This is a genomic window from Fodinibius salipaludis (assembly GCF_002287075.1).
In the GTDB taxonomy this organism is placed as follows: domain Bacteria; phylum Bacteroidota; class Rhodothermia; order Balneolales; family Balneolaceae; genus Fodinibius; species Fodinibius salipaludis.
Window position 1 is genome coordinate 131691 of record NZ_NSKE01000006.1, and the last position, 17911, is coordinate 149601.

A 17911-nucleotide genomic window follows, 5' to 3' on the forward strand; every position below is an offset into this window, starting at 1 on the left:
TAAATAATTTACAACGTTATTCAGTTCCTGAAGCAAGTTCAGGATGACACGATAACAAAAAATTTATCACTTGTTTTCAATAATTACCGGAAACGTGCTTCAATATCTTCGAGTGGAATGTACTCCAACGTAGGTTTATTAAGCGGATCTTTATACGGTTCATCACAGGCGAAAAGCTGATCCAGTAGGTTCTCCATCTCTAAATCAGTCAGTTTTTTTCCTTTAGGTATGGCCGTTTTTGAAGCAAAAGCAATAGCCAATTTTCGCCGCTCATCAAACTCAAATTTCCCGTCCAAAGCACGGTACTGCTGCAACATGGATTTCAAAACCGATTGTTCATCTCCCACGTCGATATCCGCCGGCACCCCACTGATCATAGCTGTATTACCGCTCATCAGCTGAATATTAAAACCCATTCGTTGGATAATGGGATGCAATTCCTCAAGGAGCGAAAATTCGGAAGCCGAAAAATCCATTGTCTGGGCAAAAAGAAGTTGTTGGGTACTTGGAATAGCAGCTTCAGTAGCACTTAATGCCTTTTCAAAAATTATGCGTTTATGTGCTGCATGCTGATCGATCATACACAGCCCGGAACGCGTTTGCGTTAAAATATAACGGTCGTGTAGCTGCCAAAATCCTCGGTCGCGCATACGCTGTGGACGATTGTCTTCCTCAGACTCATTTTGTTCCTTTTTCTCAGTCTTATCAAAATCGTACAGCTGTTTCGAAAAATTATTTTGGTCCCCTTTTTGTGATTTTGGTCGATCAAAGTTAATCCGTGATGGAAATTTTACCGGCTCTTTCTCTCCTCTATTTCGCTGTTTATTCTTCGATCCGCCAAAATTAAAATCAGAAGAAAATCCTTTAGAAGAAAAACTGTTTTCCTCATCATTCCTGTCAGAGACATCGGGAACCATAAATTCTTCGTGCAAGGCTTTTTTTACAACTGATTTTGTGAGTTTAATAACACTTCGCTCATCCTCAAACTTCACTTCCTCCTTGGCGGGATGCACATTCACATCTACCTGCTTGGGATCAATGTCCAAAAATATGGCATAAAAGGGGTAATCCTTTTCCCCGGTCCAGGCGTCATAAATATTGAGAATAATATGAGTGAGATAACGATGTTGTATCGGCCGTCCGTTGACGAATAGAAACTGTTCGCCACGACTTCGTTTCGTTAGCTTGGGATCTGCCAATACCCCGTAAACTGTCAAATAGCTGGTTTCCTCCCGGAAGTATATCAGGCTGGCCTTGTAGCTCTTGCCAAACATATCAGTGATACGTTCTTTAATATTTTGCTCTTTTGGCAAATCGTAAATAGTATCAGTATCGGCAATCATCTCAAATCCCAAATCAGGATTGGCAAGAGCCGCCTGCTGAACCGTTTTCAGGATATGCCGGAATTCTGTGGCATCAGTTTTCAAAAACTGTCGGCGTGCACGAACATTGTAAAAGAGATTTCGAACTGCTACAGAAGTACCACTTTCTACAGCAGCGGGCTCAAATGATTTTTCTTCTCCACCCCAGATCTCATATTTCCATCCCATCTCATCACCGGGACGTTTGGTCTTGAGCGTAACCTGTGATACCGAAGCGATAGAAGCCATAGCCTCACCGCGAAACCCAAGAGTGCGGACTTTAAACAGATCATCCACATCCTGTATCTTAGATGTGGCATGCTGCTCAAAACAAAGACGGATATCTTCCTTCCCCATTCCACTGCCGTTATCTACGACCTGAATAAGCGTGCGTCCAGCATTTTGAATAACAATCTTAAGATGATCGGCACCGGCATCAATGGCATTATCCAGTAGTTCCTTAACTACCGAGCTGGGGCGTTGGATGACCTCACCGGCGGCAATTTTATTGGAAATTTCGGGAGGAAGTTCTCGTATGATGGACTGTTCAGATTCCGTTTCCTGGCTCAAATGTCTGTACTTCTTTTATTGATTTTGGATTGGCGGGATGATACAAAATTCTGACTCTGGATGTAAGGTATATAACAAGCTTAATAATAGGATTACAGCAAATACATAATATAAATAACCAGTGATAACCCTACTGCATACATCATGACTGACCGCCCCTGGTGATATTTCTTACGAGTACGACGAATTTTAATTCGTTCCCGACGGTCCATTTCCTTTTCCGGATCGTAATACCGGTACTGATACTTAAACTTCTTATTTTTGGCTCGGTAACTGAACATGCCTCTAATCATAACAGCCTCCATTTCTTTGCTAACTTTACATTCTATAACGTAATATAATGAGAATTTCATTCAATTTTTATCACTTCCCGGAGATGACTGACTATCATGCAGATGGTATTATTTTTTGGTATACTTATTATCCCAAATTTAATCCAAAATTATTCCAAAATTCATGAGTTACGAGAAGATAACACCACCCGAATCTGGTACCAAAGTTGAAGTAAAATCTGATGGCTCGCTCGTAGTCCCTGATAATCCAATCATCCCTTTTATAGAGGGTGACGGCATTGGCATTGATATAACACCAACGATGCGCAATGTCTTGGACAGTGCTGTTGAAAAGGCCTATGACGGAGAAAAGAAAATTGAATGGTTTGAAATTTATGCCGGAGAAAAAGCTGTTGATTTTTATGGTGAAGGTGAGTGGCTTCCGGAAGATACACTACAAGCAATCGAAGACTATAAAGTGGCTATAAAAGGACCATTAACTACTCCTGTAGGCGGTGGAATTCGTTCGTTGAATGTAGCCATTCGCCAACAAAAGGATCTTTTTGCCTGTGTGCGACCGGTAAAATACTATAAAGGAACGCCAAGCCCGGTTAAACATCCCGAAAAAACGGATATGGTCATTTTCCGAGAGAATACCGAGGATATATACGCCGGTATTGAATATCAGACCGGAACACCCGAAAATGAAAAGTTGAAAAACTTTTTGATAAATGAAATGGGCGTCGATCAAATTCGTTTTCCCGATACCACATCGTTAGGCATAAAGCCTATATCTGAGGAAGGGACTAAACGATTGGTCCGTTCTGCCATTGATTACGCAATTTCTGAGGGACGTGACAACGTTACGCTCGTCCACAAAGGAAATATCATGAAGTTTACAGAAGGAAGCTTCAAAGATTGGGGATACGAAGTTGCTCGTGAAGAATACGACGCAGAAGTTATTGGCGAAGGTCCCTGGTGTAAACTACCCAACGGCATTGTGATTAAGGATGTGATCGCTGACGCATTTTTACAGCAAATTCTTACTCGTCCCGACGAATACGATGTTATTGCTACCATGAACCTTAACGGGGATTATGTCTCTGATGCCCTTGCAGCATGTGTAGGCGGTATTGGTATCGCCCCCGGTGCAAACATCAATTACAATACCGGATTAGCGGTATTTGAAGCGACGCACGGTACTGCTCCTAAATACACGGGACAGGATAAAGTAAATCCCGGGTCGCTGATCCTCTCAGGAGTTATTATGCTTCGATATATGGGATGGAGCGAAGCAGCAGACCTTATCGAAAAAGGTATTGAAGGTTCAATTATGAAAAAACGAGTCACCTATGACTTTGAGCGCCTCATGGATGATGCTACACTTCTTAAGTGCTCAGAATTTGGAGAAGAAATCATTTCCAATATGTAACTGATACTCTCCTGAAAAACTAAAGCCCTCAAGGTTTATACACCTTGGGGCTTTCTTTTTTTTATTTACTGCAGAATTCTTTAAAAGTCACTAAATGCTTTTGAATTCTTCATTGCATTCCAGGCTTTTTCATGGCCTCCCAGACGTTTTCCAATACGTTCTATAAGCTGATCTTTCGGAACACTAACCTCCACAAAGCCACGGACACTTTCGTATCCTCCAACACTTTTTGTCTCTGTATTACCTGTTTGAACCAAAGGTTCTACCGCATTTTTTGCCTTCCGAAGAGCCATAAGAAACTTTGCTTCATCCAATTCTGATCCACTGCCATGTTCTGTCAATGCCTTGGAGCGAATCTCTTCAAGCTTATCAGATATCGAGGATTTTAGTTCTTCTACGGCCCATGCTTTTGCTTTGTCAACAGAAGCTGCTGAGTCTTGGTCAATAGCCGCTGCATACGCAAAAAGATTGCTTTGTTCTGAAACGAATTCCTGTTGGGGATACCAAGATGGATAATTTGATACTGTTTCTTTTTCCTGAAACTCATCTTGTTGTTGGGTCATTTCTGCCGGACCAGAACAAGAAATAAGTACTCCCACTAAGCCCAATATCCCTACTAAAAAAATAATACGTTGCATTAAATAAATACCTATACTATTTAGATTGAATGGTTTCTGTGTTTCCATTCTGAGTTTGTATTTCAAAAGAAAAATCTTCGTTGGACTCAGAATTTTGTGCTATAAAATGCTTCAAAGATTGCAGATCTTCAACTTTATGGCCGTTAACTTTTAAAATTTGGTCTCCTTCTTCTAAGCCCAAGCTATCAGCATCCGATCCCTCTACTACATCAATAATCATTAATCTAATTTGTTCCTGATCAGAACTAAAAATCGCCATAACTCGGAATCCTAAATCAAAAGCAGCAAACTCAACTTCCCGAGTGCCCTCCTCATTGTTCATTTCCTCATCTCCTTCTTGTGGCTCAATAGATTCTCTGCGATCTTGTTGACGCTCGGCAAGTTCCTCTTCCTCTCGCTCCAGCATACCCAGTACTACCTGTTTGTTGATTTCTTTTCCATCTCGATAGATTGTAAGCTCCACGTTATCCCCGGGAGTCAACACCGCTATCTTCTGTTGCAGCTGATTAGACTCATTAACCTTTTCCCCGTTAACGCTTAAAATAACATCATCGGCGCGGAGACCATGTTTCTCGGCTGCACTTCCGGGAGATATCCCAGATATATATACTCCGCGAATACGGTCCATATTTAACTGTTCAGCCAAGCTAGCATCAATACTGACGATTGTTACGCCCAGCAGTGCTCGTCGCACGTGCCCATGCTCAATAATATCTTCGGCAACTTTTGATGCGAGGTTCGAGGGCACTGCAAATCCATAGCCCTGATAACTGCCGCTTTGGGATGCTATGGCCGTATTCACGCCAATAAGTTCTCCACTGGTGTTAACCAATGCTCCTCCGCTATTACCCTTGTTAATAGCAGCATCCGTTTGGATAAAACTCTCCACCCGCATCTGATCATCGATAATCTGTACATCGCGACTCAATGCACTTACAATTCCCGCTGTAACGGTTGAACGAAGCCGAAAAGGATTTCCAATGGCAAGAACCCATTCTCCTACCCCCAACTTATCTGAATTGCCGATCGTAATGGCCGGAAGTCCACGGGCATCAATTTTGAGAACAGCCAAATCGGTAGTAGGATCCTGCCCGACAATACGTCCTTTAAATGTTCGCTTATCATTAAGTACAACTTCTATTTCATCATTTACGGCCCCATCAACTACATGATTATTCGTCAGAATATATCCGTCACTGCTTATCAGAATTCCAGAACCAACCGTTCGAGCTCGTTTGGGCAGCATATCTCCCCAAAAACTGTCCTCATCATGAAACTCATCATCCGGCACATCATTCCTCGAAAATGGAACAGTAGTTTCTATATAAACCACCATAGGCGTTACCCGCTCGGCAATACGTTCGAAGAGGAACCGGGCATCGAGTTTCTCAAGCTGTTCGCCGGTAAACAATGGCTCAGAACTGTGTTTGACTTCCGTAACTTCAACATCGGCCCGGTCATCAACAGGACTGTAAAAACTATAAAAAGCAAACAAGGTACCTGCAATAATACCTATAAGGATGAGAAGAATACCGCTTAAATATCGATTACTAAATCTCATAACTACTCCTGCAAAATTTGTTCAAAGATGGCATCTGACTTTCGAGCCTTAAGCCCTTCAACGTGATATTTTAAATAACGATCCAGATGCTCAATCAGCTGTCGCAATTCACCGGTCGCAAAATCAATATCAAACAATTTAGAGCTTTTTGCTAATAGTGCTATCCGGATATAGGCAAACTGTTTAGGGGTTAACTTATATGAGTGCGACGAAACTTGTTTGTCAGTAACTAAACCGGATTCAAGGTTCAAATAGTTCGTTTTGTTATCCTCATCCTGTGCATCCAGCTGAAGTCCAATACCGGTTAACTCAGCCAGTCGAATTTGAATATACGGAAAAATTTGGGGGGGATGCACGTCAGCAGAATCCAACCAACTGAGCATCTTTTTTGTAAAAATAAAGAGTGGCTCGTTGATTTCATTATCGTGCAGAAGCTGGCTAATGAGCTCTATAGATGAAGTCATAGTAGCCATCTTCTCAAAATCGGATCGCAAATTCTTATTTTTTACCGAATAGCTGGCCTCTGACAGAATCTGTACCGATCGAGAAGATTTGTAGTAATAAACGACATCAAGAATATTACCAATTTCTATTAGCCCGGAAAATTTGCTTTTGGGCTTTTTAACGCCTCGAACCATCAAGGCAATTTTGCCGTGTTCAAGGGTAAAAGCAGTAACAATTTTACTGGATTCCTGGTAATCAACAGATTTGAAAATTATTGCTTCGGTATGGGTAATCATCCTCTATCCATTTAAATAATAGTACATCAGATAGAGAAGTATAGAAGCTTTAGAACTGAAAAAACAGTATTTAATTCCCCGATCCTGTTAGTTGAATAGACTTGACTCTGTTGTTTTGAATACTGGGTTCTTGAATGAGCTGTAGCCTTTCAGTAGATCTCTGTAGAATAGTTTGGAACTGTTCTTGCTGATTTGAAAACTGATCCTCAAAGCGAAGAATATCTTCGCGATCAATCCACGGCTCTATGTCACTGGTCTCCGGGGTCGTTGTTGCCGGTTGACTTGATACATTGCTGCCGGCAAATTGCGCAGAGCTTGATCCCGTATTGCCGGTACTTACCTGGTCAATATCCTGTGCCTGGGAAGCAGAAGGAGATGAAACAGATGTCGTAGCTGCTTGCTGGCGGGTTGAGTTTGTATCTTCACCACCGATAAAAAGCCATGCACCACCCGCAGAAATAGTAAGTGCCAATGTTGCAGCCACCGCATATTTAAAAGCCGGTTTAAACGTTTTATTGCGCTGCCGATTTTTCTCGGCTTGTTCAGCGGCTTTCTTCTTAATAGAATCGGTAACATGTGATGGAGGCTCAACCTCAGGCAGCTGGTCGAGCTTTTTTAGAGTCTGCCGCATGCTTTCTACTTCAATCAGCAGATCCTCATCTTCCATCATTGCTCGTTCCATCAATAGTTCCTCAGAAGGATCCATTTCCTTCATCAGATACCGAATACAGTCGTTATTATCCTCGTTGCGCATAACTATTTTCTTCTTGTTCTTTTTCTTTATCAAAAAGTTTTCGAAGATTTATTAACGCATACCGCATACGTCCCAGTGCGGTGTTAATGGAAACATCAGTAAGTTCTGCAATTTCTTTAAACGGCATTTCATAATAGTGTCTAAGCATTACCACTTGACGTTGTTCCGCAGGAAGCTCGTCAATATGACGCATCAAGCTACTTTTTGCCTCATCTTTTTCGAGCTTTTCCTGTGCGCTTACAAGATCTTCATCAGGTAAACGATCATAGAAATCAGTGTTTGATTCCTTGTCGTAGTTAGAACTAACGTCCACAAACCGTTTTTGTTTTCTTAAATAATCGATTGTTGCATTATGAGCAATACGCATAACCCAGGCGATCCATTTCCCCTGTTCATTATACGTATCGTCCATCTTGGTAATGACTTTCGTAAAAGTTTCCTGAAAAATATCATCAGCTTTTCCACCGTCTTTTACCATACTGTAGATATAGGAATAGATCTTCGTCTGATGACGATTCATTAACTCACTGAATGCCTGTTCGTCCCCGTTTTGACGGTAAAAACGAACCAAATCCTTATCATCCAGTTGTTGATACTTTTTACTTATGTGATTTGACTGCTCGAGTTTCATAATTACCTCACGTCTGATTTAAGTAAATGTAGTCATTCCCGCAAGCAATAACGAACTACTGCTTACATTTTGACCTCAACCTGTAATCAGAACAAAATTTTATTTGCAAAGAGTTCATTTTATCGTGTGATATACTTACGAACATTACAAATATATGTTCCTCATCGGTTTAAGATCATTTATCAACATCACTACAACCATTGTAGGTGCTATTGAACCGACTTTCTATCACATGTTAATGTTACATCAGTAGTGTTTGCAATATTTATGCCGAAACCTTTATTCATGACAGAACGCATAATTAAATGAAAATAATCTCCCATTTTCAATTATCTGTACGACAAAATACCAATAAAGCAGTTTTAAACCTTTTGAACAAGAGGATTAATTTAGATTAGTTATTACAACAAGGGTAAAAATTCTTGTTAGTCACTCCTCTTCCGCCGATGAATTATGAAAATACTGGTACACTTTCTGGCCGGTTTTTTTTCCTATTTCTTCCTGTAAGTCCTCGAGTGCAGCATTCTGCACGGATTTTACAGAACCAAATTTTTTGAGCAGCTGCTGAGCAGTTTTTTTGCCAATTCCACTTATCTGAGTAAGCTCTGTCTTTATTGTACGTTTTGAACGTTTATTACGATGAAAAGATACTGCAAAACGATGTGCTTCATCCCTCACTTTCTGTAACAACTTAAGTGCAGATGACTTTTTGGGTATCATTATAGGGTTATCCTTTCCCGGCACAAATACTTCTTCGAGACGCTTGGCCAATCCAACGATCTCACATTCCCCGTAAAAACCAATATCTTTCAGAGCTTGCACAGCACTGCTAAGTTGGCCTTTCCCTCCATCAACAACAATTAAATCAGGGATTTGCTGTTTTTCATCCATTACTCGTTTATATCGCCGGCTTAGTACCTCTTTCATGGATGCAAAGTCATCGGGCCCCTCTACTGTTTTTATATTGAATCGCTTGTATTCACTCTTTTTTGGGCGCGCATCCACAAAACAAACCATCGAGGCCACCGGGTCACTGCCCTGCAAATTGGAATTATCAAAACATTCAATGCGTCGGGGTAGTCGCTGCAGATTTAATTGCTCCTTTAACTCTTTTACAGAATGAGGAATATGTTTTTTAGCTGCTTTCTCTTTCTCAAGTTTTCGTTCACCCAGCAGATATTTGGCATTTGAGAGCGCCATGCGAATCATCTTGGCCTTCTCTCCGCGTTGTGGCCGATGGATTCGCACTTTCTTACCTCGTTCCTCCCAGAGGTACTGCGCCAACGGTTCTTCATTAACTAACTCATCACTTATGTAAACCTCATCAGGGATTCCCCCTGCATGCTGACCTGTGTAGTAATCCTCAACAAACGATTGCAACATCTCCCCTTTTTCAAGGTGCTTTATGTTTTTCAGGAAGCGGTGAAACTTACTGATTAGCTTACCTTCACGAACTTTGAACAGCACGCCGCAGGCTTCGTTAATCTCTTCATCCACTTTAACAGCAAACAAGTCGCGGTCCACCTTTTTATCGGCTACCATTTTCATCTTCTTACTGTATTTTTTGACGGCTTCGAGGCTATCCCGGATTTGAGCAGCCTGTTCGAACTCCAGGGCATCCGAGGCAATAGACATCTCCTCTTTAAGATCTTGAATAAGGGCGTTCGTTCGTCCATTGAGCATCCGTTCTACCTTGTCAATAGTCGCCTGGTATTTTTCCAGATCCCAGTCGCCGGAACAGCTTTCCAGGTAATCATCAAAACAGGAATGCCACTTAGGGGGTCCCTTGGTCCGATCAATATTTTTGCGGGATACGGCACAAGTGCACAAATCAAATGCTTTTCGGATGGTATCAAGCATCCGCTTCATGTGAGTTACACTGTCGTACGGACCGTAATACTTGCTGCCGTCATTAATCACCGTGCGAGTAGGATATACCCGTGGACGCTCATCATTGGTAACACAAATATAGGGATAGGTCTTATCATCCCGATACAAAATATTATATCGCGGATGATGTTTTTTGATCAGGTTGTTTTCAAGAATTAGTGCTTCGGCCTCAGAATCAGTAACAATAACTTCCAGATCATCTATCTTACGAATCATCACGCTAATACGCCCGTCGTGATCACTGGAGTCCTGAAAATACGATCGCACCCGGTTGCGGAGCCTTTTGGCCTTGCCTATATAGAGTAGACGATCTTTCTTATCCTTAAACATATATACCCCGGGTGAAAGCGGAAGATTATCAACCTTCTCCCGAACATCCACCTCGGCACTGTCATTATCACTCATTCTCTATGAAAAATCTTAAATTCTACTGATCAAAAAACACTGGTAAACTTACTGATACTGATGCTTGATTGGAAACGATTACTACTTTTTCCGAGAAAATTTGTCATTCCATTCCCACTTCGATGCTGCAATTAAAATCATTAGTTTTCTACAGCTATAAATAGCTTGCAGACAGATATAGTTCACCGTCATGAAACAGACCCAAACTGATCCCAATATTCCCATTATTTATGAAGATGAGCACCTGCTTATCATCGAAAAACCGGCCGGTGTACTCTCGCAGAAAGACCATACCGGCGACCCTGATGTTCTAACACTTTGCAAGCAATACCTCAGTAGATCTCAGAATAATCCTTTCCTGGGGCTCATTCATCGCCTCGATCGTCCCGTAAGTGGACTCATGCTTCTGGCAAAAAACCGAAATGCTGCTAACAACTTATCAAAACAGGTTCGTGACCGGACTATTCAAAAAACATATTGGGCGATAACAGCGGGATCTCCGCCTCGAAATGGAGTCCTAACGCACCGCCTCTATAAAAACAGCGATACCAATATTGTTGAAGTCGTACCCAGCAACCAAGAAAAGGGAAAACGAGCGGAACTTTCTTTCGCAAAATTAGAAGAGTCCGATAATCTACATCTCCTTTCTGTACACTTGCAAACCGGTCGTCCCCATCAAATTCGTGTGCAACTGGCACACGAGGGCTATCCCATTTGGGGTGATTACAAATACGGACAGAACCAACCCGACGGTCGTACTATGGCCTTGCGTGCAGTAGAGCTTGTTTTTAAGCATCCTCACACAGCTCAACACGTGCAGTTTGAACTGGCTCCGCCAAGTGAACATCCATGGACACAATTTTCCATCGCTCATCAATAGGAATATGAAGTCCGACCAATTAAGTAAAACAGCCGCTTTTATTGCCATAAAATTTTATGGGTTAACACGCATTCCGGCATTTCGATCTCTTTTTGAAGATTCAAAAGTTGCTTTCTATGAACGCGTAGTGGAAAGCCTCCCAACACCTCTAAATTATTATCATTACTGGCTCAAATACGATTGGGCCCGACGGCTATATACTTGGTCTGAAGAGTTGCTTTTGCCGGGTGATCTGCTCCATATCATCGCCCGAAAATATTATATACAACAGCTTGTACATGAGTTAAAAGAAGATCAGTATAAACAAATAGTTGTCTTGGGCTCGGGTTTTGATGACTTGGCATTTACCTATTCACAGCAAGGAATTTCTTGCTTTGAACTTGACGTTCCCAGGATGGCCAAACACAAACAACAGTTTTTTAATCGGTATTACCCGGACAGTAATCATCCCGATATCATCAGTTATCACCTTTCGGATGATCAACAAAAATTGCCCCTAAGTTCTCATTCCAACATTGACCCGAACAAAAAGACAATAATTATTGCTGAAGGATTTTTTGACTATCTGCGAACTGATCTTTTTGATAGCATTTTGGGTCAAATTAAATCCTTTTTTCATCAAACCCCGGCACTTATTACCACCCATTTTGCATTAAATGAGCTCCCGTTGCACCATCGGTGGTCATTTAAAACAGGCGTTAAAACGGTGGGAGAAGAACTAAAGCTCTACCAAAACATCAATGAATTTCACAAAATGCTCGCAAGAAATGAGTTTATTATAAAGAAACAGTTTAATCATCAATTCATGGCTACAGAACTCCAACAGATAACCGGTACAGAGCTTTCCATCTTACAGGGATTTTATTTATTGATAGCAAAATAGATCCCTTTTATGTAATAAAAATTAAATTTGAATTGGAACACTATATTTGTCGACTGTGTTGATTGAGTAGGTTATAAGCAAATCTTTCAAACATCTTCCGGATGAGCTCAAAATTATGAGTGGTAAATTAACAAAATCTGAGGCACTGGAGCTTTTAACGCCAGTAGTTGACAATGAAGTTAATGCCGAGGAGCGCGATGCATTTCTGGCATATATTGCTCACGATGAAGAGTTAAAGCAAGAATATGATTCGATGAAACGAATCAAAGCTCTTATGGGTAATCGATGTCCGTGTGCCAAAGCTCCCGACTCGTTAAAAGATTTCTTATCAGCATATTGCTCTTCTGAAACTTCAGCTTCCGATGGGCCCATCTATGAGATTCCCAACAAAAAATCTGTAAGTCAGCAAAATCAACCTGACATTTCGGATCCCTCTGAACAACATTCAAAATGGTGGTATTATGCCGCCGCTGCTGTTGTTGTATTTACTGTTTCTTTATGGGGCTTTTTGAATTACGGAAATTTGGTGGGTGAAAATCCTACCTACAATATCGAAAAACATGCTTACCAACACTTCATGAAACACGATGGCAAGCTGGTCCCCCCTACCATATCCACAGCCAGCCTGGGTTCGGCTGAAATTGAACTGGCACAAAATTATGATATGGCTATGACTATTCCTGAATTGGGTAAAGCCGAATTTAAAGGGGTAGTATACCAAGAGTTTGTCCCCGATTTTAAAGCACCAATGCTGGAATACCATATGCCGGCAGAAGATCAGTATATTTATATTTTCGCCTTTCAAATTGATAGGATGGAACAATTTGGTCAGCTGGTGCGCGACCAAGATGCTGTAAAAGCATGCACAAAATCACGTGACTTTCATATCCGAAATGTAAATGGCAAACACGTTGTTTCCTGGAAATGGAATAATATTTGGTATTCAGCTATTTCCAATCACGACGGCAATACCCTTGCCTCTCTTGTTAAACCACTGGAATATGAGTCGTTAGATGACTAAGCTCCTTTAAAAACGAAGACTTGCGGTAAGGACTGGAGCAACTTTATCATCAACAACAGTAGGAGCCACATTAATTGAGAAATTTCTTCCTCCCGAATTATATTCCTGAACCGAAGTATTTAAGCTCATCATATTATAAATAAATCCGGCTAAGATAAGTCCTTCCCCAATCAGCATTTTGGTGTCGGTAAGCGATACTTTTTCATTATCCACATTTAAGGTATTGGCAAAACGATGTCCAAAAACCTCACGGGTAGCATCCACCATCAGGATTGTCCCTACCGCTCTGGCACCCATTCCGATAACACCTCGCGGATAATCTTCGGCGTAAAAATTCCCGGTTGATGCCCCTCCTACAATTCCGTACAACGTAAGATAAGCACCTGTTTTTTGAATAGTATTATTATCAAAAAATGCAACAGCCGATATACCCGACCCAATAGAAAGTACCGTATTCGTTAGGGCAATACTACGAGCTTTGGAGACCGTTTTTTGTTGGCCACTGGCAAAGGGACGATTGATACTTACCTCACTTTGCGCATCTGCCGAAAATGATATTCCAAATAGGAAACAGAAAAAAAGAATTGTTTTTTGCATAAGGCAGAATATGAAAAGCTTTTCGTAAAAAGAAAACTATTAATCGCTTTCGGTCTCCGAATCATCATTCCCGATAGCATCAGGAGCATCTTCCTGATCAAGCAGATTGCTGGAAATTTTTTTACTGTTATTGGCACCTAATTTCCGCAGTTTATCAGCCTGACCAATCAAGTCACCGCGACCTGTTTTAAGCCTATTCATCGCCTGATCATAACTTTCCTGCGATTGACGTATACGCATACCAATTTCTTCCAGACTTTCTACAAAAAGCACAAACTTATCATACAGCTTGCCACCGCGTTCAGCAATTTTTTGCGCATTTTTATTCTGATATTCCTGCTTCCAAACACTGTCGATAGTCGCAAGCGTTGCCAACAGCGTAGAGGGGCTTACAATCACAATATTTTTATCAAAAGCATCATAGTAGAGGCTGGAATCGTGCTGCAGGGCTACTCCAAAGGCTGACTCTATAGGCACAAACATCAATACAAAGTCGGGACTATTTCCCCCATACAGCTGTTCGTAATTTTTGCTGCTAAGTCCCTTCACATGGCTGCGAAGTGAATTTACGTGCTGTTTTAAGGCTCGCTGGCGCTCTTCCTCATCCTCGGCAGAGCTGAACTGTTCGTACGCCTTTAGTGAAACTTTTGAATCAATAACCAGCCTTTTTTCATCAGGCAAATAGACTACCACATCGGGATACAAGTTACGTCCGTCTTCACTGCGATGGTTTTCCTGTATTTCGTACTCTCGGCCTTTCGTCAATCCCGATTTTTCGAGGATGCGCTGTAGTATTACTTCGCCCCAGCTACCCTGTGTCTTCGAATCCCCCTTTAATGCACGAGTCAAATCCTTGGCCTCCTCTGCCATCTGCTGGTTCATCTCCTTTAAATGTTCGAGATGCTGCTTCAGCGAACTGCGTCCCTCAATATCCTCTTTATGAGTCTCTTCCACTTTCTTTTTGAACTCCTCCATCTTTTCGCCCAGCGGCTTCAACAGCTGATCCAGCTTTTCTTTATTCTGCTCAGTAAACTTTTTCGATTTTTCTTCCAGAATTTTATTTGCCAGATTCTCAAACTCATCCTTGAAGCGTTCCTGCAGATTTTCCATCTCCTCCTTTTGATCAGAAAGGCGCTCTTTGAGATTACGATAATCCGCATTAAGCTCAGCCAGCTGTTTTTCAGCTTCGTTCGCCCGCTGTTCAGCCTGTTTTTCTTCCTGCCCGGTCTCCTTGAGCTGTGCCGATAAATTTTCATTGCGCTCCTCAAGCCGAGAAATAGTCTGCAGCGCTTGCTCACGCTCCTGCTCCAAGGCTTCAGCTTCTTCCCGGCTCAAAGCCCGGCTGCTTTTATACTTAAAATGAGCAATAGCGTAGCCGAGGATAAGTCCGACGATGATAAATAGTATCGAAATCAGTTCCATCTGAGTATTGGAGGTTTGAGGTTGAAAGTTGGAGGTTAGAAACTATCTATCTGAATCTGTGAAGCCAACCCTCCGAAGCTTTAGCGCAGGAGGGAATATCATGGTTCTGCCATCCAGTTTCCAGTGTGGTTTAAATAAAAAAACATGGTGACAACGTGATGGCATACAAATAACAGCGGTCTTGCTTCAACCATGTTCCACTATTATTATTGATCTATAATATTGTAATAAAAACCATTATTAAATTTCATGGCTAAGTACATTACCACCGTAAGTTGGTCACGGGATGGGCAATCCTTCACCGACAATCAATACAAACGGGTTCATCAATGGGAATTTGACAGCGGACAAACCATCAGGGCGTCTGCTTCACCTGATATTGTGCCTGTGCCCTTATCTGATCCCTCAGCCGTTGATCCTGAAGAAGCTTTTGTGGCGGCGCTTTCAAGCTGTCATATGCTCTGGTTTTTATCCATTGCCGCTGAAGCGGGTTTTGTTGTGGAGCAGTATGTAGATAAAGCAACGGGTATACTTTCTAAAGATGAGCAGGACAAACAAGCTATTACTCAAGTCACCCTGTTCCCGCATGTAAGTTATAAATATAGCGACGCTCCGAGTGTGGAAGAACATCATAACATTCATGAACTCGCAGACGAAAAATGTTTTATTGCTAACTCTGTAAAAACCAAAGTGGAGATAGAATCATCAATGAGCAATAAACCTATGTAATAACTTTCGCGATCCTATTTCCGTAATATCTCATTTTAGGAAACCGATCACATTTACATTTTAATCTTTAAATGAAGAGGTATGCAACATCGAAACTGGCAGTGCCCGAAATGTCAAAATAACAATTTTGAAACCGGTCAAGTATCCGGTACCGGTGGATTTTTCTCGAAATTCTTCAACGTTCAAACCCAAAAGTTTACAACCGTTACCTGCTCAAAATGTCAATATACTGAACTGTATAAAACGGATACCAGTACCCTGCATAATGTATTGGATTTCTTTGGGAATTGATTTCCAGAGAACGTAGGCGACTCCCAGCATTTTTACCGGTGAATTTATACCACGGAGAGCACCAAAAGTTAAATGCATCAGGAGCTTAATACTCCATCCAACCGTGAAAACCACATTTTGATGAGTTTACTATCTATATCATCGCTCCTAAATCCTCCAGTAATTTTAACGTTTTCTGTATGAATGGTTTGGGTAGCATTTTGTTTATTTTAATGTAAAAGTAATTTTAAAAGGAAGATATCATTTTTATGAAAGTCGAAATTTGGTCTGATGTAATGTGTCCCTTTTGCTATATCGGAAAGCGGCGCTTCGAAAACGCTCTGAAAAACTTCGAATATGCTGATGAAGTCAAGATAAAGTGGCGCAGCTTTCAGCTCAATCCCGATATGGAAACCGATCCCAATGCCAACATTAACGAGTACCTTGCTAAAGCCAAAGGCTGGTCTCTCGAGCAGGCACAGCAGATGAATCAACGGGTCACCGATATGGCCGCCGATGAAGGATTGGAATACAACATGGATCAGGCTGTGGTCGCCAATTCTTACGACGCCCACCGATTAGCCCAATTTTCCAAAGACCGAGGAAAAGCCGATGAAATGGAGGAAGCACTTTTTAACGCTTACTTCACTGACGGGAAAAATATTGCTGACCATCAAACACTCATTGGACTGGCCAAAGACATCGGGATTGATCCCACTGAGGCCCAAAGTATTTTAGAGAGCGACAAATATGCTAATGCTGTTGACCACGATATCCAACTGGCCCAAAATATCAATATTACAGGGGTTCCATTTTTTCTATTCGATCAAAAGTTTGGCGTGTCGGGAGCCCGTGAAACTGAAGTGTTTTTGAAGGCTCTTAAACAGTCGTGGAATGCACAGCTTCAAGAGAAGCCCCGAGAATAATTCGAATACTTATATTAGTCCATATTCTGTTAATACATTGTGGGACATTCGGAAGTCGTCATTCGGACGAAATTATAAAATAACTTCCTTTTTGGATCAGATTTGTTATTATTATAGTAGATTAGGCTATAATTATTACAGACGGACATATGATTCTATTACAACGAAACGCACTGTTGGTGTACATTTTACTCTCGCTGACAACGACACCCACCTTTGCTTCTGATACCGCTAAACCCGAGAAGCTGCCTACGCTTGTTAGCTATATGCAGGAACAGGGATTTGATATTAATCACCTGTTGGAAGACCCTCGCTTTCAAATTTATGAGGATATTGCAGAGCGATTTAAAAAATCAGCCGAAAAGAAATCGCATACTCTTGACTCATATAAAAAAATACTTGGTTTTGAGAGCAAGGCTCGTCAGTTAAATCAGTTTATTAAAGAACATTCCGAGCAGCTTAATAAAGCGGAACAACAATATGATATTTCGGCTACCGTCATTGCCGCTATTATTGGTATTGAATCTGATTTCGGGAAGAATATAGGATCATACAATCCATTCAATGCCTATGTATCAATGTATGCCAAGGGGTATCGACAAGATTTTGCCAAAGCCCAGATCGTAGAACTCCTTAAGTTTACAGAGCGTAACAACATTGATGTTTTTGAGCTAAAATCCAGTTACGCAGGAGCCATGGCCTACGCTCAGTTTATTCCCTATTCACTTAATAAATGGTTTGTGGGGGAAGATATTTTTGATATGAATAATAATATCATGTCCGTCGGCAATTACCTGGCATATTTTAAGGAACGAACAGGAAATATCGAGACGGCCGTCCTACGATACAATCCCAGCAGCTTATATACTCAGGCTGTTTTGGATCTTGCCCAACAGGCACATTTGTAACATAGAAGTATCCGGTTGGTA

18 protein-coding genes are annotated in these 17911 nt (G+C 41.4%); 8 read left to right on the forward strand and 10 right to left on the reverse strand.

The features are described 5' to 3' along the window. Positions 1–83 precede the first annotated feature (83 nt). Positions 84–1931, reverse strand: a complete 1848-nt coding sequence (gene mutL, locus CK503_RS09470) for a DNA mismatch repair endonuclease MutL (RefSeq protein ID WP_095606569.1) — start codon at positions 1929–1931, stop codon at positions 84–86. Positions 1932–2023: 92 nt separating this feature from the next. Next, positions 2024–2284 carry a hypothetical protein gene (locus tag CK503_RS09475; protein WP_095606570.1) on the reverse strand — a complete coding sequence of 87 codons (261 nt, stop codon included), beginning with the start codon at positions 2282–2284 and terminating at the stop codon, positions 2024–2026. A gap of 103 nt (positions 2285–2387) precedes the next feature. Here CK503_RS09475 and icd point away from each other — a divergent pair, with 103 nt between their 5' ends. After that, positions 2388–3635, forward strand: a complete 1248-nt coding sequence (gene icd / locus CK503_RS09480) for an NADP-dependent isocitrate dehydrogenase (RefSeq protein ID WP_095606571.1) — start codon at positions 2388–2390, stop codon at positions 3633–3635. Positions 3636–3715: 80 nt separating this feature from the next. Here icd and CK503_RS09485 read toward each other — a convergent pair whose 3' ends face one another. The 6 genes from CK503_RS09485 to uvrC form a co-directional block, all read right to left on the reverse strand. After that, a complete protein-coding gene (locus tag CK503_RS09485; protein WP_141239914.1) occupies positions 3716–4273 on the reverse strand; it encodes a hypothetical protein in 558 nt (185 codons plus the stop codon). A gap of 16 nt (positions 4274–4289) precedes the next feature. After that, the gene (locus CK503_RS09490) at positions 4290–5834 is read right to left on the reverse strand and encodes a Do family serine endopeptidase (protein WP_095606573.1); all 1545 of its coding nucleotides are present in this window, start codon (positions 5832–5834) and stop codon (positions 4290–4292) included. 2 nt (positions 5835–5836) lie between these two features. Beyond that, on the reverse strand, positions 5837–6574 hold the full coding sequence (gene recO / locus CK503_RS09495; RefSeq protein ID WP_095606574.1) for a DNA repair protein RecO: 738 nt from the start codon (positions 6572–6574) through the stop codon (positions 5837–5839). 70 nt (positions 6575–6644) lie between these two features. Next, positions 6645–7328 carry a hypothetical protein gene (locus tag CK503_RS09500; protein ID WP_095606575.1) on the reverse strand — a complete coding sequence of 228 codons (684 nt, stop codon included), beginning with the start codon at positions 7326–7328 and terminating at the stop codon, positions 6645–6647. Then, the gene (locus CK503_RS09505; RefSeq protein WP_095606576.1) at positions 7312–7959 is read right to left on the reverse strand and encodes an RNA polymerase sigma factor; all 648 of its coding nucleotides are present in this window, start codon (positions 7957–7959) and stop codon (positions 7312–7314) included. Before CK503_RS09505 ends, CK503_RS09500 begins: the two co-directional genes overlap by 17 nt. Positions 7960–8388: 429 nt before the next feature. Then, positions 8389–10254: an excinuclease ABC subunit UvrC gene (gene uvrC / locus CK503_RS09510; RefSeq protein ID WP_095606577.1), complete on the reverse strand. Its 1866-nt coding sequence runs from the start codon at positions 10252–10254 to the stop codon at positions 8389–8391. Positions 10255–10444: 190 nt separating this feature from the next. On the opposite strand from uvrC, the gene CK503_RS09515 reads away from it, so the two are divergent. The 3 genes from CK503_RS09515 (at position 10445) to CK503_RS09525 (ending at position 13038) form a co-directional block, all read left to right on the forward strand. Then, positions 10445–11134: an RluA family pseudouridine synthase gene (locus CK503_RS09515; RefSeq protein ID WP_095606578.1), complete on the forward strand. Its 690-nt coding sequence runs from the start codon at positions 10445–10447 to the stop codon at positions 11132–11134. Positions 11135–11138: 4 nt separating this feature from the next. Further along, positions 11139–12017, forward strand: a complete 879-nt coding sequence (locus CK503_RS09520) for a class I SAM-dependent methyltransferase (RefSeq protein ID WP_095606579.1) — start codon at positions 11139–11141, stop codon at positions 12015–12017. Between the two features lie 115 nt (positions 12018–12132). Then, positions 12133–13038: an anti-sigma factor family protein gene (locus tag CK503_RS09525; protein ID WP_095606580.1), complete on the forward strand. Its 906-nt coding sequence runs from the start codon at positions 12133–12135 to the stop codon at positions 13036–13038. Positions 13039–13044: 6 nt separating this feature from the next. Here CK503_RS09525 and CK503_RS09530 read toward each other — a convergent pair whose 3' ends face one another. Together CK503_RS09530 and CK503_RS09535 are read right to left on the reverse strand one after the other, a co-directional pair. Then, positions 13045–13635, reverse strand: a complete 591-nt coding sequence (locus CK503_RS09530) for a hypothetical protein (RefSeq protein WP_095606581.1) — start codon at positions 13633–13635, stop codon at positions 13045–13047. 39 nt (positions 13636–13674) lie between these two features. After that, on the reverse strand, positions 13675–15057 hold the full coding sequence (locus tag CK503_RS09535) for a DNA recombination protein RmuC (RefSeq protein WP_095606582.1): 1383 nt from the start codon (positions 15055–15057) through the stop codon (positions 13675–13677). 249 nt (positions 15058–15306) lie between these two features. On the opposite strand from CK503_RS09535, the gene CK503_RS09540 reads away from it, so the two are divergent. The 4 genes from CK503_RS09540 to CK503_RS09555 all read left to right on the forward strand — a co-directional run bounded on the left by CK503_RS09540 (position 15307) and on the right by CK503_RS09555 (position 17890). Further along, positions 15307–15786, forward strand: coding sequence for an OsmC family protein (locus tag CK503_RS09540; RefSeq protein ID WP_095606583.1), 480 nt, complete (start codon positions 15307–15309; stop codon positions 15784–15786). 81 nt (positions 15787–15867) lie between these two features. After that, a complete protein-coding gene (locus tag CK503_RS09545; protein ID WP_095606584.1) occupies positions 15868–16077 on the forward strand; it encodes a zinc ribbon domain-containing protein in 210 nt (69 codons plus the stop codon). 248 nt (positions 16078–16325) lie between these two features. Next, positions 16326–16982 (forward strand): DsbA family oxidoreductase, encoded by a 657-nt coding sequence (locus tag CK503_RS09550; RefSeq protein WP_095606585.1) that lies wholly within the window; start codon positions 16326–16328, stop codon positions 16980–16982. 149 nt (positions 16983–17131) lie between these two features. Further along, on the forward strand, positions 17132–17890 hold the full coding sequence (locus CK503_RS09555) for a lytic murein transglycosylase (RefSeq protein WP_095606586.1): 759 nt from the start codon (positions 17132–17134) through the stop codon (positions 17888–17890). Positions 17891–17911 lie beyond the last annotated feature (21 nt).

What these genes read in the sequence shown, in the direction of transcription:
- CK503_RS09490 (WP_095606573.1), bottom strand. Translation starts at nt 5,834, where the DNA reads ATGAGATTTAGTAATCGATATTTAAGCGGTATTCTTCTCATCCTTATA.
- uvrC (WP_095606577.1), bottom strand. Translation starts at nt 10,254, where the DNA reads ATGAGTGATAATGACAGTGCCGAGGTGGATGTTCGGGAGAAGGTTGAT.
- CK503_RS09535 (WP_095606582.1), bottom strand. Translation starts at nt 15,057, where the DNA reads ATGGAACTGATTTCGATACTATTTATCATCGTCGGACTTATCCTCGGC.
- CK503_RS09475 (WP_095606570.1), bottom strand. Translation starts at nt 2,284, where the DNA reads ATGAAATTCTCATTATATTACGTTATAGAATGTAAAGTTAGCAAAGAA.
- CK503_RS09520 (WP_095606579.1), top strand. Translation starts at nt 11,139, where the DNA reads ATGAAGTCCGACCAATTAAGTAAAACAGCCGCTTTTATTGCCATAAAA.
- icd (WP_095606571.1), top strand. Translation starts at nt 2,388, where the DNA reads ATGAGTTACGAGAAGATAACACCACCCGAATCTGGTACCAAAGTTGAA.
- CK503_RS09525 (WP_095606580.1), top strand. Translation starts at nt 12,133, where the DNA reads ATGAGTGGTAAATTAACAAAATCTGAGGCACTGGAGCTTTTAACGCCA.
- recO (WP_095606574.1), bottom strand. Translation starts at nt 6,574, where the DNA reads ATGATTACCCATACCGAAGCAATAATTTTCAAATCTGTTGATTACCAG.
- CK503_RS09485 (WP_141239914.1), bottom strand. Translation starts at nt 4,273, where the DNA reads ATGCAACGTATTATTTTTTTAGTAGGGATATTGGGCTTAGTGGGAGTA.
- CK503_RS09540 (WP_095606583.1), top strand. Translation starts at nt 15,307, where the DNA reads ATGGCTAAGTACATTACCACCGTAAGTTGGTCACGGGATGGGCAATCC.
- CK503_RS09515 (WP_095606578.1), top strand. Translation starts at nt 10,445, where the DNA reads ATGAAACAGACCCAAACTGATCCCAATATTCCCATTATTTATGAAGAT.
- CK503_RS09545 (WP_095606584.1), top strand. Translation starts at nt 15,868, where the DNA reads ATGCAACATCGAAACTGGCAGTGCCCGAAATGTCAAAATAACAATTTT.
- CK503_RS09550 (WP_095606585.1), top strand. Translation starts at nt 16,326, where the DNA reads ATGAAAGTCGAAATTTGGTCTGATGTAATGTGTCCCTTTTGCTATATC.
- CK503_RS09500 (WP_095606575.1), bottom strand. Translation starts at nt 7,328, where the DNA reads ATGCGCAACGAGGATAATAACGACTGTATTCGGTATCTGATGAAGGAA.
- CK503_RS09530 (WP_095606581.1), bottom strand. Translation starts at nt 13,635, where the DNA reads ATGCAAAAAACAATTCTTTTTTTCTGTTTCCTATTTGGAATATCATTT.
- CK503_RS09555 (WP_095606586.1), top strand. Translation starts at nt 17,132, where the DNA reads ATGATTCTATTACAACGAAACGCACTGTTGGTGTACATTTTACTCTCG.
- CK503_RS09505 (WP_095606576.1), bottom strand. Translation starts at nt 7,959, where the DNA reads ATGAAACTCGAGCAGTCAAATCACATAAGTAAAAAGTATCAACAACTG.